At 63.9% G+C, this 13,250-nt stretch carries 14 protein-coding genes and 1 pseudogene; 8 read left to right on the plus strand and 7 right to left on the minus strand.

Translation table 11 applies throughout. The features are described 5' to 3' along the window. Positions 1-17 precede the first annotated feature (17 nt). From rfbA to rfbB, 4 genes are read left to right on the plus strand one after another with little or no spacing between them, the layout of a single operon-like run. The gene (rfbA, locus tag ACNQQL_RS17945; RefSeq protein WP_072437758.1) at positions 18-914 is read left to right on the plus strand and encodes a glucose-1-phosphate thymidylyltransferase RfbA; all 897 of its coding nucleotides are present in this window, start codon (positions 18-20) and stop codon (positions 912-914) included. After that, entirely contained in the window at positions 911-1,483 is a 573-nt protein-coding gene (gene rfbC / locus ACNQQL_RS17950; protein ID WP_072437757.1) for a dTDP-4-dehydrorhamnose 3,5-epimerase, read from the plus strand. The genes rfbA and rfbC overlap by 4 nt, the downstream gene beginning before the upstream one ends. Next, positions 1,480-2,364 carry a dTDP-4-dehydrorhamnose reductase gene (gene rfbD / locus ACNQQL_RS17955; protein WP_072437756.1) on the plus strand — a complete coding sequence of 295 codons (885 nt, stop codon included), beginning with the start codon at positions 1,480-1,482 and terminating at the stop codon, positions 2,362-2,364. Before rfbC ends, rfbD begins: the two co-directional genes overlap by 4 nt. After that, positions 2,361-3,365 (plus strand): dTDP-glucose 4,6-dehydratase, encoded by a 1,005-nt coding sequence (gene rfbB, locus ACNQQL_RS17960; protein WP_347064940.1) that lies wholly within the window; start codon positions 2,361-2,363, stop codon positions 3,363-3,365. The genes rfbD and rfbB overlap by 4 nt, the downstream gene beginning before the upstream one ends. A 91-nt stretch (positions 3,366-3,456) precedes the next feature. On the opposite strand, the gene ACNQQL_RS17965 is transcribed toward rfbB, so the two are convergent. Then, positions 3,457-4,605: a porin gene (locus tag ACNQQL_RS17965; protein WP_072437754.1), complete on the minus strand. Its 1,149-nt coding sequence runs from the start codon at positions 4,603-4,605 to the stop codon at positions 3,457-3,459. Positions 4,606-4,796: 191 nt separating this feature from the next. Here ACNQQL_RS17965 and ACNQQL_RS17970 point away from each other — a divergent pair. The 3 genes and pseudogenes from ACNQQL_RS17970 to ACNQQL_RS17980 all read left to right on the plus strand — a co-directional run. Further along, positions 4,797-4,988: pseudogene (locus ACNQQL_RS17970) on the plus strand (aminotransferase class IV); the annotation flags it as partial. Positions 4,989-5,123: 135 nt separating this feature from the next. Then, positions 5,124-5,777 carry a YitT family protein gene (locus tag ACNQQL_RS17975; RefSeq protein ID WP_347064941.1) on the plus strand — a complete coding sequence of 218 codons (654 nt, stop codon included), beginning with the start codon at positions 5,124-5,126 and terminating at the stop codon, positions 5,775-5,777. Positions 5,778-6,370: 593 nt separating this feature from the next. Continuing rightward, positions 6,371-6,643 carry a hypothetical protein gene (locus ACNQQL_RS17980; protein WP_174378959.1) on the plus strand — a complete coding sequence of 91 codons (273 nt, stop codon included), beginning with the start codon at positions 6,371-6,373 and terminating at the stop codon, positions 6,641-6,643. A 300-nt stretch (positions 6,644-6,943) separates the two neighbouring features. On the opposite strand, the gene ACNQQL_RS17985 is transcribed toward ACNQQL_RS17980, so the two are convergent. Continuing rightward, positions 6,944-7,780 (minus strand): alpha/beta fold hydrolase, encoded by an 837-nt coding sequence (locus ACNQQL_RS17985; RefSeq protein WP_310133576.1) that lies wholly within the window; start codon positions 7,778-7,780, stop codon positions 6,944-6,946. Between the two features lie 160 nt (positions 7,781-7,940). Next, complete coding sequence (locus tag ACNQQL_RS17990) at positions 7,941-8,774, minus strand: oxidoreductase (RefSeq protein WP_347064942.1); 834 nt, start codon at positions 8,772-8,774, stop codon at positions 7,941-7,943. 94 nt (positions 8,775-8,868) lie between these two features. Here ACNQQL_RS17990 and ACNQQL_RS17995 point away from each other — a divergent pair, with 94 nt between their 5' ends. Then, positions 8,869-9,846: an AraC family transcriptional regulator gene (locus tag ACNQQL_RS17995; protein WP_347064943.1), complete on the plus strand. Its 978-nt coding sequence runs from the start codon at positions 8,869-8,871 to the stop codon at positions 9,844-9,846. A gap of 70 nt (positions 9,847-9,916) precedes the next feature. On the opposite strand, the gene ACNQQL_RS18000 is transcribed toward ACNQQL_RS17995, so the two are convergent. The 4 genes from ACNQQL_RS18000 to ACNQQL_RS18015 form a co-directional block, all read right to left on the minus strand. After that, the gene (locus ACNQQL_RS18000) at positions 9,917-10,666 is read right to left on the minus strand and encodes an amino acid ABC transporter ATP-binding protein (RefSeq protein ID WP_152862234.1); all 750 of its coding nucleotides are present in this window, start codon (positions 10,664-10,666) and stop codon (positions 9,917-9,919) included. Then, positions 10,653-11,303, minus strand: coding sequence for an amino acid ABC transporter permease (locus ACNQQL_RS18005; RefSeq protein ID WP_347064944.1), 651 nt, complete (start codon positions 11,301-11,303; stop codon positions 10,653-10,655). The genes ACNQQL_RS18000 and ACNQQL_RS18005 overlap by 14 nt, the downstream gene beginning before the upstream one ends. Further along, positions 11,300-11,986 carry an amino acid ABC transporter permease gene (locus tag ACNQQL_RS18010; RefSeq protein ID WP_034184580.1) on the minus strand — a complete coding sequence of 229 codons (687 nt, stop codon included), beginning with the start codon at positions 11,984-11,986 and terminating at the stop codon, positions 11,300-11,302. The genes ACNQQL_RS18005 and ACNQQL_RS18010 overlap by 4 nt, the downstream gene beginning before the upstream one ends. A gap of 65 nt (positions 11,987-12,051) precedes the next feature. Then, positions 12,052-12,858 carry a transporter substrate-binding domain-containing protein gene (locus tag ACNQQL_RS18015; RefSeq protein ID WP_347064945.1) on the minus strand — a complete coding sequence of 269 codons (807 nt, stop codon included), beginning with the start codon at positions 12,856-12,858 and terminating at the stop codon, positions 12,052-12,054. Positions 12,859-13,250: the final 392 nt, after the last annotated feature.

Consider the following 13,250-nt stretch of genomic DNA (forward strand, 5'->3'; position numbering starts at 1 on the left):
ATCACAGCGAGGACATCATGCACACAGCGACTGGCCGTAAGGGACTGATTCTGGCGGGCGGATCCGGCACCCGGCTCCATCCGCTCACGCATTCGGTATCGAAGCAGCTGATGCCGGTGTACGACAAGCCGATGATCTACTACCCGCTCAGCACGATCATGCTGGCCGGCATCCGCGACGTCCTGATCATCTCGACGCCGCGCGATCTCGATGCGTTCCGGCAACTGCTCGGCGACGGCGAACAGTGGGGCATGAATTTCTCGTACGCGGTGCAGCCGAGCCCGGACGGGCTCGCGCAGGCGTTCGTGATCGGCGCGTCGTTCATCGGGCACGACGCGGCGACGCTCGTGCTCGGCGACAACATCTATCACGGTCCGGCGCTGTCGTCGCTGCTGCAGCGCGTCGCCGCGCGCACGACGGGCGCAACGGTGTTCGGCTATTACGTGCGCGACCCGGAGCGCTACGGCGTCGTATCGTTCGACGAGCACGGGCGGGCGATCGATCTCGAAGAGAAGCCTCGCGAACCGAAATCGCACTACGCGGTGACGGGTCTCTACTTCTACGACAACGACGTCGTCTCGCTCGCGAAGGAGGTGCGCCCGTCCGCGCGCGGCGAGCTGGAGATCACGGACCTGAACCGCGCCTATCTGGAGAACGGCAAGCTGAACGTCGAGATCCTCGGCCGCGGCTACGCGTGGCTCGACACCGGCACGCACGAGTCGCTGCTCGATGCGGCGAATTTCATCCAGGTGATGCAGGCACGCCAGGGGCTGCAGATCGCGTGCCCCGAGGAGATCGCGTACCGGCTCGGCTGGATCGACTCGCAACGGCTCGAAGCGCTCGCGCATGCGCTGTCGAAAAGCGGGTATGGCCGCTACCTGCTCGACGTACTGAACAAGGAGGTCGCCGCATGACGTCCGTCATCGAGACGACGCTGCCGGGTGTGCTGCTGATCGAACCGGCGAGCTTCGGCGACGCGCGCGGCTTCTTCGTCGAAAGCTATCGCGAGTCCTGGCTGCGCGACGCGGGCGTCGACGCGGGCTTCGTGCAGGACAACCACTCGCGCTCCCGGCGCGGCGTGCTGCGCGGCCTGCACTACCAGTTCCGGCATCCGCAGGGCAAGCTCGTGCGTGTGTCGCGCGGCGCCGTGTACGACGTCGCGGTCGACATCCGGCCCGGTTCGCCGCATCTCGGGCACTGGTTCGGCACCGTGCTCGACGACGTGTCGCATCGCCAGCTGTGGATTCCGCCGGGCTTCGCGCACGGCTTCTGCGTGCTGTCCGACGAGGCCGACTTCGCGTACAAGTGCACCGCGTACTACGACCCATCGTCGGACGCGGGCGTGCTGTGGGACGACCCCGACATCGGCATCGAATGGCCCGCGCTCGACGTGCCGTTCGAGCTGTCCGACAAGGATCGCCGACAGCCGCGCCTGCGCGACCGTGCGCAGGCGTCGCCCGACCTTCACGGAGCCCTGCGATGACGATCGTCGTGACCGGCGCGCTCGGCCAGGTCGGTCGTGAACTCCTGCTGCGCGCGGGTGCGCGAGCGGCGATCGGGCTATCCCGCGCGCAGCTCGACATCGCCGATCCGCGAGCGGTCCGCGATGCGCTCGCCACGCACCGCGCGACGCTCGTGATCAATGCGGCCGCGTGGACGGCCGTCGATCGCGCGGAAACCGAACCCGACGCCGCATGGCACGCCAATTGCGCGGGCCCCGCGACGCTCGCCGATGCGTGCGCCGCGGCCGGCATCCCGTTGCTGCACCTGTCGACCGACTACGTGTTCGACGGCCGCGCGCAAGGCGCGTACGACGAAGCGGCGGGCGTCGCGCCGCTCGGTGTCTACGGGCACACCAAATGGGCAGGCGAGGAAGCGGTCCGCCAGCGGCTGCCGGATGCGCACCTGATCCTCCGGATCGCGTGGGTGTTCGGCGCGCACGGCGGCAATTTCGTGCGCACGATGCTGCGGGTCGGCCGCGAGCGCGACGAACTCGCGGTCGTCGCCGACCAGTACGGCGGCCCGACGCACGCGGGCGCGGTCGCCGACGCGCTGCTTGCGATCGCGGATCGCCACCGCGCGGGTGCCACGACGCGCTGGGGCACCTACCACTTGTGCGGCACGCCCGTCACGACCTGGCACGGCTTCGCCGAGACGATCTTCGGGCAGGCACGGCGCGCCGGCCTCATCGATCGCATCCCGCTCGTGCGCCCGATCCGCACGGCCGCCTATCCGCTGCCGGCGCCGCGGCCGGCGAACTCCGCACTCGACTGCACCCGCATTCGCGAGCATTTCGGCATCGAGGCGCCCTGCTGGATCCCGGCGCTCGCCGACGTGCTCGATACCTGGAAACGAACCTCATGAGCCATCGACCGAAACATGTCCTCGTCACGGGCGGCGCCGGGTTTATCGGCGCCAACTTTGTCCACTACCTGCTCGCGACGGATCCGCAGGTCCGGATCATCAATCTCGACCTGCTCACCTACGCCGGCAGCCTCGACCATCTCGCGGGCTCGGAAGACAGCGGCCGCCACCGGTTCGTGCTCGGCGACATCTGCGACCGGCCGCTCGTCGAGAGCCTGCTGCGCGACCATGCGATCGACACGATCATCCACTTTGCCGCCGAGAGCCACGTCGACCGCTCGATCACCGGCCCGGGCGAATTCGTCCGCGCGAACGTCGTCGGCACCTGGACCCTCCTCGACGCGGCGCGCACGGTCTGGATGACGGGGCGGGACGCCGACGCGCACGCGCAGCGCCGCTTCCATCACATCGGCACCGACGAGGTGTACGGATCGCTCGCGCCGGACGATCCACCGTTCTCCGAAACCACGCCGTACGCGCCGAATTCGCCGTATTCCGCCAGCAAAGCCAGCTCCGACCATCTCGTGCGCGCGTACTTCCACACGTACGGGCTGCCGGTCACGACGACCAACTGCTCGAACAACTACGGCCCGCGCCAGCACGCCGAGAAGTTCATCCCGACGGTGATCCGCAGTTGCGTCAACGACGTACCCATTCCGCTCTACGGCGACGGCGCAAACGTCCGCGACTGGTTATACGTCGACGATCACTGCCGGGCGATCGATGCCGTGATCCGGCACGGCACGGTCGGCGAGACGTACAACGTCGGAGGATGCAACGAGTGGCGCAACGCCGACATCGTCGACCTGATCTGCTTGCTGCTGGACGTGCGCCGGCCGCAGGGCGCGCCGCACGCGCGCCTCAAGCACTTCGTCGCCGATCGCCCCGGTCACGATCGCCGCTATGCGATCGATGCAGGCAAGCTCGGGCGCGAACTTCGATGGAAGCCGGCGGAAACCTTCGAGACGGGCATCCTGAAGACGCTCGACTGGTATCTGTAGGCATCCTGACGTCACTCGACATTGCCCATCGCGTCCGTCATGCGGATCGGGGCCGTCGCACGGTGTGCGGCATCCGCGAACGGCGCCGGTCTCAGAAGTGATGCAGCAGCGCGACCCGCACGACATACTGGTTCGGGCCCGACGAGATATCGGCGGCGCCCGGAACGTATGCGTAGTCGAAGTCGGTTCCGGTGTGCGCGTTCATCGCGTGCTGGTAGACGCCTTCCACGAACACCGACGTCCGCTTCGACATGTCGTAATTGAACTTCGTGCTCAGTTGATGCCACTTCGGATTGAACGCGCCGACCGTCGAAGCGACACGAGCCTGCGTGTACGTGTATGCCGCACCGATGTAGAACGCGGGCGTGAAGTGATATAGCCCGTTCACCTCGAAATTGTCGAATTTCCACGATTTCCACGCACCGCCCGCCGGCTGCGTCGTACCGGTGAAATACGCGTTCGACGTCGGATCGTAGACGTCGACGTGCGAATACGTGAACCCGACGAGGGCATTCGAGAACGCGTAATTCACGCCGATACCGATGTTCTGCTGTGACGACGCGTCGAACGTGTTGTCGCCGGTAATCGCGCCGGTCGAATCGGCATTGCGGGCGTTGTTGATCTTCAAATATGACGCGCCGACCGTTAGCCCGCCCTGCTGATATTGCAGCGCGGCGCCATACAGACGGTTGTTCGCGAAGCCGCCCGCCTGGTTGCTGAGTCCATACATTGCCTCCGCGGTAATCCCGTGCCACACGGGCGACACGTACTTGACCGAGTTGTTCACGCGGAACGAGTAGTCCGTGTTGTCGTTGTCGTACGGATGCGAGAACAGATAGCCGGTCCAGTTGCCGTTTGCGGTGAGCGGCGAGAAAACGTCGACGCTCGGATCGTACTGACGGCCGAACGTCACGGTGCCGTAACGATCCGACGCGATGCCGACGAAGGCCTGGCGGCCGAACTCCCGGCCACCCTGGCTCATTTTTCCGTTGTTGACGTCGAAGCCGCTCTCGAGGGTGAAAATCGCCTGGTAGCCTCCGCCGAGGTCTTCGGTGCCCTTGATACCCCAGCGACTACCGTAATCGTAGCCGCTCTGCAGTTGCACGGTTCCGTGGCCGCGTGCATTGCTCGTGTAGTTGATGCCGTCCTCGATCTTGCCATACAGTGTCACGCTGCTTTGTGCATGCGCGGCGGCAGCAAGCATGGCGGCGGGCGCGATGATCCCCCAACGCTTGTTCATGACGATTTACCCCCAAAGTCTTTCGTTTGCCGGTCGCAACGCTTGTGCGCTGCGTATGCGTGCCGCGTCGAGATCTCTCGGCGATGCGACGGGCGCAGTGTAATGAGCCGTTTTTCTGCTGTTAGTCCCCTGCCGTGGAAAGGTGCTCTTCGGAACGGGGGCTGTTTGGAGGTACGGAAAACGGATAGCAGTTTCCCGACGCCGCGCGACACAAGTGGATCGAGGAACCAGGTGGCATGAACGTGTTCTTCGTTCCGGACGACGGCTCGCTGCGCACGCCGCCGCTGTCGGGCACGATCCTGCCGGGCATCACGCGCGCGTCGATTATCGAACTGGCGACGCGTGAAGGTATCGCCGTCGACGAGTTGCCGTACGCATTCGAGCTATTTGCCCAAATAATTTTGCGTGGGTAAGCTGCCTGACGCGCGCCGCCAGGAGACATCGGCACGTACCAGGAACCCGCGGCGCGATCGACCTGGGAGGATTCGATCCGCCGTCCCGATGTGGCTGCAGACATCATGAAGCACGAATCAGGCGCCGTATCCGGCGCCATCCCGACACGCAACACAAGCGCAACGCCGCACTCCGTGCTCGAAGACATCTACGGGATGATGGTCGGCATGGCCTTTGTGGTTATCGGGCTCGTCCTGCTCAAGGCGGCCGGACTTGTCACCGGCGGGATCGCCGGCATTGCGCTGCTCGTCTCGTACCTCTGTCCATTATCGGTGGGGACGATCTTCACGCTGGTCAACCTGCCATTCTTCATCTTCGCGCACTTCGTGATGGGGCCACGTTTCGCAATCAAATCGACGATCGCGAGCTGCGGCATCACGTTCGCCCTCGCGGCGATGCCCCGGACCCTGAAAATTGCCTTCGTGAACCCGCTGTTCGCGGCATTGGTGGGCGGCACGCTGTGCGGCATGGGCATTCTTGCGCTCGCGCGGCACGGCGCAGGCGTCGGCGGCACCGGTGTCGTCACGTTGTGGCTGCAGCGCGTGCGAGGCATCAACGCCGGCATTACGCAAGTGTGTATCGACGCGATGATCCTGCTGACGTCCACGCTGGTCATTCAGGCCGATCGCGTCGGCTGGTCGGCGATCAGCGCCGTCGCCATGAGCGCGATGGTCGTCGCATGGCATCGCCCGGGCCGCTATACCGGTACCGCGCCCTGAGTGCCCGGTCGACATACCGGCACATCTCGTCCAGCCGGTATTGGCAGCCTCATGCCGACGGAAGCACGGGACAGCCGTTGAACATATCGAACGCAAGTCTCCGGTGCACGGCAAGACATGAAGTCCGGCCCGCACCGCTCCACTTGACCGTCGACATTTCCGGCGTCGATCCCGTGCGCCTCGCCTGCCCGCTCACGACACCATCAACCATCGAATCAATATTCATCGCCGATTATTCAAATTCCAACACCAATCAATAAATAAAAACAGCCTCGCCGAAAATTTACGAAAACAGAGTTAATTCTAAAAATTATCGAATCAAGAAGCCGATAAATTAATTCGATTGGAATCCATCGAATCCAATCAATAGCCTGTGTTCCGCGCCGCAACATTTTGATTCCAAATCGACGAGATAAAGGAGGTGCGAAATATTATTTTTAAAACTAATTCTCACGAGTTTTTTCTTGACCAGGCCATCGCGGACTTCTCGACATTCGAGAATCAGCGATCCGGAAAAACAGGCATTTAGTTCCGGGCATGGCCATGCGGCACCAAACCGCGTTACTCCACTCATTACTATCCTAGGAAAAAACATGAACAAGATTGCGACCGTACTTTTCTCAGCCCTGATGTTCGCCTCCTCGTACGCTTCCGCACAGGCACTTTGCAAGGCCGGCAAGATCGACAAGATCGAAACCGACACGACCGGCAACCTGCTGGTGACCATTGGCGATGGCGCCTATTCTTTCAGCGCCAAGGAAGTTTACCCTCTTATTTACTCCGCATATTCCGAAAACAGAAATCTGTTTATCTACGGCAACAATTGCGCGAATGGCTCACCGGCCACCCGCTTTGCCATTCGATAAACTTTAAATAATCCGGAAATTACCGATATTCGGCGTCAGGGGCTGGATTCCATTTTTCAATCCAGCCCCATTGTTTATTGCAGTTCCAAAAATGATGAGGCATGACACACTCACGCCCGCAACGCGGCGCTTCTTTCGATTGATAAGTTCGGCGGCAGGATGTGGCCGACGCCCGTCGGCTCAAGGACCTGGAATCGGAGAACGGACTCGGCGGGGACTATTGCAATGCAACGCATGTTGGATGCGGCAGGCGATCCGGCAGCCGTTTCCAACGGCGCTGCCGGACGCCTGCCGACACCGTTACGCCTGCACGAACGCCAGCAGGTCGGCGTTGAGCACGTCCGCATTGACCGTCAGCATGCCGTGCGAATAACCCGGATACGTTTTGAGCGTGCCGTTCTGCAGCAGCTTGATCGACTTCAGCGCGGCATCGGCGATCGGCACGATCTGGTCGTCTTCGCCATGCAGCACGAGCGTCGGGACGGTGATCGACTTCAGGTCCTCGGTCTGATCCGTTTCCGAAAACGCCTTGATGCCTTCGTAGTGCGCCTTCGCGCTGCCTTCCATCCCCTGCCGCCACCAGTTCCGGATCACGCCCTGATGCACCGTCGCGCCGGCCCGGTTGAAACCGTAGAACGGGCCGCTCGGCACGTCGAGGAAGAACTGCGCGCGATTGTCGGCGAGCGCTTTCCGGAAGCCGTCGAACACGTCGATCGGCAAGCCTTCGGGGTTCGATTCTGTTTTCAGCATCAGCGGCGGCACCGCGCTGACCAGCACCGCCTTCGCGACGCGACCGGCCGGCTGGCCGTGCTTCGCAACGTAGCGCGCCACTTCGCCGCCGCCGGTCGAATGACCGATATGCACTGCATTGCGCAGGTCGAGCGCTTCGACGACCGCGAACGCGTCCGCTGCGTAGTGATCCATGTCATGGCCGTCCGACACTTGCGCCGACCGGCCGTGGCCGCGCCGGTCGTGCGCAACCACGCGATAGCCCTTCTGAACGAAGAAGAGCATCTGCGCATCCCAGTCGTCGGAAGACAGCGGCCAGCCATGATGGAAGACGATGGGCTGTGCATCCTTCGGGCCCCAGTCCTTGTAGAAGATCTCGACGTTATCCTTCGTAGTGACGTATGGCATCGCGATTGACTCCTGTGAGGTGGATGAACTCGGCGTACCGGCCGGCAGCCATTATCTGCCTTTATTGTGAAACCGTGATGCCACGGTGCGCCGCGACTGCCGATCATCTACCGACGGGAAATAAACGCCTGGGATGCGAGCGATGCCGGTGCGCCGATCGTCAACCGTCCGTCGACACCGTCACGGCCTCCCACGCACGGATTTCCGCTTCCAGCGCCGACAATTTGGTTCGCACCAGCCGCAGCGCATCGCTGCCGAGCAACAGGTGCGCGGGCGGATGTTCCGCCGCGATGATCGCGAGCATCGCCCGCGCGGCCTTCGCGGGATCGCCCAGCTGCTTGCCGCTCTTCTCCTCGCGCGCCTCGCGGATCGGATCGAAGAGCGCGTCGTAGTCGGCGATCGAGCGCGGCGTGCGCACCATCGAGCGGCCGGCCCAGTCGGTGCGGAACGAACCGGGCGCCACGGCCGTCACCGCAATGCCGAAAGGCTCGAGCTCCTTGCCGACGGTTTCGGAAATGCCTTCCAGCGCGAATTTGCTGCCGCAGTAATAAGCGATTCCCGGCATCGTGATGTGGCCGCCCATCGACGTGATGTTCAGGATGCGGCCGCGCCGGCGCGCGCGCATGAACGGCACGACGGCCTTCATCATCGCGACCGCGCCGAATACGTTCACGTCGAACTGCCGGCGCATCTCGGCGAGCGGCGCCTCTTCCATGACGCCTTCGTGCCCGTAGCCGGCGTTGTTCACCAGCACGTCGACGGGCCCGACGTTCGCTTCGATTTCCGCGACGATGCCGTCGATGCGGTCGAAATCGGTCACGTCGAGCATGCGCGCGAAAGCCGCGTGCGCGGACAGCGCCTCGAATTCCCGCGCCGCCGGCGCGCTTCTCACGGTACCGACCACCGTGTAGCCGGCCGCGAGCGCCTCCTGTGCGAGCGCGCGGCCGAAGCCGCTGCTGACGCCGGTGATGAGCATGATGTTGCCGGATGCCATGTTCGCTTCTCCCGAATGTCGATAGAAGCATGCATACTAGTCTGACGATCAACGCCGAATAAGCCAGATTCCGCTGATTTTCTTGCACAAAACTATGAGCGCCGAGCCCTCCTCCGCCCGAGATTCGTCACTGTCGTCATCACCGCGAAACCGCAAACGCCTGGTCGCGCTGCTGCGCGCGCTGGCGCCCGACGAAGGCTACAACCTGACGGCGCTGCCGAGCGTGCGCATCCTGCGCTCGAACCGCGCGCTGTCGCGCACGCCGGTGCTGTACGACCCGGGAATCGTGATCGTCTGCCAGGGCTGCAAGCGCGGCTACTTCGGCGGCGAACGCTATCTGTACGACGAACATCACTACCTCGCCGTGTCCGTACCCGTCCCGTTCAGCATGGAAACCGACGCGACGCCCGAACGCCCGCTTCTCGCGCTGTATCTGCACCTCGATTTCACGATGGCCGCCGAACTCGCGGCGCAGATCGACCGCGAAGGCGTGGCGGAACACGTGCAGGCGCCCAGAAGCATGATGTCTACGCCGATGGATGCAGCGATGCACGCGTCGGTGCTGCGCTTCGTCGAGGCGATGCAGCAGCCGCTCGAAGCCGCGGTGCTCGGCCCGGCGCTGCTTCGCGAGCTGTATTTCCGTGTGCTGACCGGCGCGCAGGGAAGCGCGATGCGCAGCGCACTCGCGATGCGCGGGCAGTTCGGCCGGATCGGCCGATCGCTGCGCGTGATCCATGCCGATTACGCGCAACCGCTCGACGTATCGCAACTGGCCGACGAGGCCGGCATGAGCGTGCCGAGCTTTCACAGCCACTTCAAGGCGATCACGCAGGTGTCGCCGATGCAGTACCTGAAGTCGACACGCCTGCATCAGGCGCGGCTGCTGATGGTGCGACAGGACCTGACGGCCGAGGCGGCCGGCTACGCGGTCGGTTATACGAGCCCGTCGCAGTTCAGCCGGGAATTCAAGCGTCTGTTCGGCCTGACACCGGCCAAGGAAACGCAGCGCATGCGCGAGAGCTTCGCGATTCCGGAGGCGTTCGAGGATGCGGTGTTCGTGTCGTCGCATTGAGAGGCGCGTGGCCGGATGGCGGCCCGGAGCAGATCAAGCGCCATCACGAACTCCGCGGATCGGACCGGCGTCAGTTCACGAACGCTTCCGTCTTCTGGAGCCCCCCAAGAAACCGCTTCAACTCCACCGTCCCCGGTCGCGCGAAGATCTCCTCCGGCGTTCCGCTCTCCCAGACCCTGCCCTGATGCATGAACACCACCTTGTCGCTCACCGCGCGCGCGAAGTTCATCTCGTGCGTGACCATGATCAACGTCATGTCGTCGCGCGCGAGTTGCTCGACGACACCCAGCACCTCGCCGACAAGTTCCGGATCGAGCGCCGACGTGATTTCGTCGCACAGCAGCACGCTCGGCTTCATCGCGAGCGCGCGCGCAATCGCGACGCGCTGCTGCTGACCGCCCGACAGCTGTTCCGGAAACGCGTCGAATTTGTCGCCGAGGCCGACACGCTCGAGCATCAGCTCCGCGATCGCGCGCGCCTGCTGGCGATGCGACTTCTTCACGACCGACTGCGCGAGCATCACGTTTTGCCCGGCGCTCAGATGCGGAAACAGGTTGTATTGCTGGAACACCATTCCGACCTTGAGCCGCAGTGCACGCAAGTCCGCATGTCGCGCGTCGACGCGTTCGCCGTCGATCGCGATCGTGCCCGCGTCGATGCTTTCGAGCCCGTTGAGCGTGCGCAGCAGCGTGCTCTTGCCCGAGCCGCTGCGGCCGATGATCGACACGACTTGCCCGCGTTCGACGGAGAAATCGATGCCTTTGAGCACATGATGGGTACCGAAATTCTTTTCGAGACCACGGGTTTCAACGAGCGGCATTCCATCTCCTTTGCAACGTGCGCGCGTAACGGGTAAGCGGATAACAGAGTGCGAAATAGATGAGCGCGACGAGCCCGTACACGACGAACGGACGGAACGTCGCGTTCGAGATCGCGACGCCGACCTTGGTCAGCTCGGTGAAGCCGATGATCGACACCAGTGCCGTGTCCTTCACGGCCTGCACGCCGAAACCGACGGTCGGCGCGATCGCGATGCGCGCGGCCTGCGGCAGGATCACATGACGCAACTGCTCGACGTAGCTCATCGCGAGGCTTGCCGATGCCTCCCACTGCCCTTTCGGCACCGCCTCGACGCAGCCGCGCCAGATTTCCGCGAGATACGCGCTCGTGAAGAACGTGAGGCCGGCCGTGGCCGCAACCCACGGCGACACATCGAGACCGATGAGCGGCAGGCCGAAGAACACGACAAACAGCTGCATCAGCAACGGGGTTCCCTGGAACACCTCGATATACAGCTTCGCGCAACTGCGCAGCACACGCGAGTTCGATACGCGCATCACGAGCAACCCGAGGCCGACGAGACCACCGGACAGAAACGACACGGTCGACAGCACGACCGTCCAGCGTGCGGCGAGCAGCAGGTTTGCCAGAATCTGCCCGAACGTGAAATCGATCATCGCGCACCTCGCACACGGCGGGAGAACAGGCGGCGCCCCATCGAGCCAAGCGCGGCGCGCAGCAGCAGCGCCATCGCCAGATACGCGAGCGCGATCACGAAATACGTTTCGAACGAGCGGAAATTGCGCGACTGGATGTAGCTCGCCGCATAGGTGAGATCGGCCACCGAAATCTGCGACACGACGGCCGAGCCGAGCATCGTGATGACGATCTGGCTCGCGAGCGCCGGAAACACCTTCGCGAGCGCCTGCGGCAACACGACGTGGCGCAGCATCTGCGCGCGCGACATCGCAAGCGCGGCGGCCGCCTCGAGATGCCCCTTCGGCACGGCGGCGACGCCCGCACGCACGATCTCGACCGAGTACGCGCCGAGATTCAGCGTCATCGCGAGAATCGCGGCCGTGTATTCGTCGATATGCACGCCGAGCGCGGGCAATCCGAAGAAGATAAAGAATAGCTGGACGACGAACGGCGTATTGCGAATCGCCTCGACGTACGCGCCGACCAACGGGCGCAGCCGCACGGCCGCGCGCGCATCGGCGCTGTACGCGGCCGCGCCGAGCACGCCGATCGAAACGCCGAGCACGGTCGCGACGGCGGTCAGCGCGAACGTAGTCGCCGCGCCGCTCGCGAACATGCCGGCGTATTCGGCAAGCTCGCCGAATCGAAGCTGATAGCTCATGACAGATGGGAAGGATCGGGTTCAGACGACGATCGCCGCGCCGTTGCAGGCACGGCGGCGATCGCTCACAGGCCGGCAGGCAACGGCTGGCCGAGCCACTTCTTCGACATCGCGCTCAGCGTGCCGTCCTGTTTCGCATGTGCGATCGCGTCGTCGATCTTCGCGAGCAGGCGTGCTTCGTTCTTGTTCACGCCGACGAAGCACGGCGAATTCTTGATCACGAACTTGACCTCGGGCCGGCGCGGCGGATTCTTCGCAAGAATCGCTGCTGCGACGATGTTGCCGGCCGCGATCAGCTGCACCTGCCCGGACAGGAACGCCTGGATCGTCGCGTTGTTGTCCTCGAAGCGCTTGATCGTCGCGTTCGGTGCGAGCTGCGACAGCGCGATCTCCTCGAGTGCGCCGCGCGTAGCGCCGACCGTCTTGCCATTCAAGTCGGCGGGCGTGCTCACTTTCACGTCGGCCGGCCCGAACACGCCCTGGAAATACGGTGCGTAGGCGGTCGAGAAGTCGACGACCTTCTCGCGCTCCGGCGTTTTGCCGAGCGACGAGATCACCATGTCGACCTTGTTGGTCGTCAGATACGGAATCCGGTTCGCGCTGTTCACGGGTACCAGCTTCAGCTTCACGCCGAGCGATTTCGCAAGCAGTTCGGCCATGTCGATGTCGTAGCCCTGCGGCTGCATGTCCGTACCAACCGAGCCGAACGGCGGATAGTCCTCCGGCACCGCGACGCGTAGCGCGCCGCTTTTCGCAATGGAGTCGAGCGCATCGGCGCGCGCGGGCGCGGCGGCAAACAGCGCCATTACGGGCACGGCGATCAGCGCAGCCAGCCATGCGCGTCGGGGGAACGGTCGGGTGATCGAATTCACGGTGAGTCTTCCTTGTCTCGTCTGTCGTCGGGCAGCGCGCAACCGTTGCGCGGCCATGCCCACTTCAGCAAAAACCGGGCCACCCCCGCTTAACGCTTCAATTGCCGGCAATTGCCTCCACATATGCCGAAACACATTCCTCATTTCGGTGCATGATTCGATGCCGAACGCCGCGGTTGCCCGTTCGCGGCGCGCGCCCATGCACCAAACCATCCGACCAGTCTGACCAGACGAATCGGCCGGCAGTCGCGGAAGGACACGTCGGCGCCCATCGGTCGATCCGGAATGCGCGAAACATCGAAATCGGAGAATCAGACGAAAGTCCAGCGCGCTCGGCATCCGCGGGCTTCGGCGGCCCCGGCTCGCCAGTCACCTTCGTTGTCCGGTAACGC

This window comes from Burkholderia sp. LFS061, assembly GCF_047978125.1.
Lineage (GTDB): Bacteria > Pseudomonadota > Gammaproteobacteria > Burkholderiales > Burkholderiaceae > Burkholderia > Burkholderia pyrrocinia_C.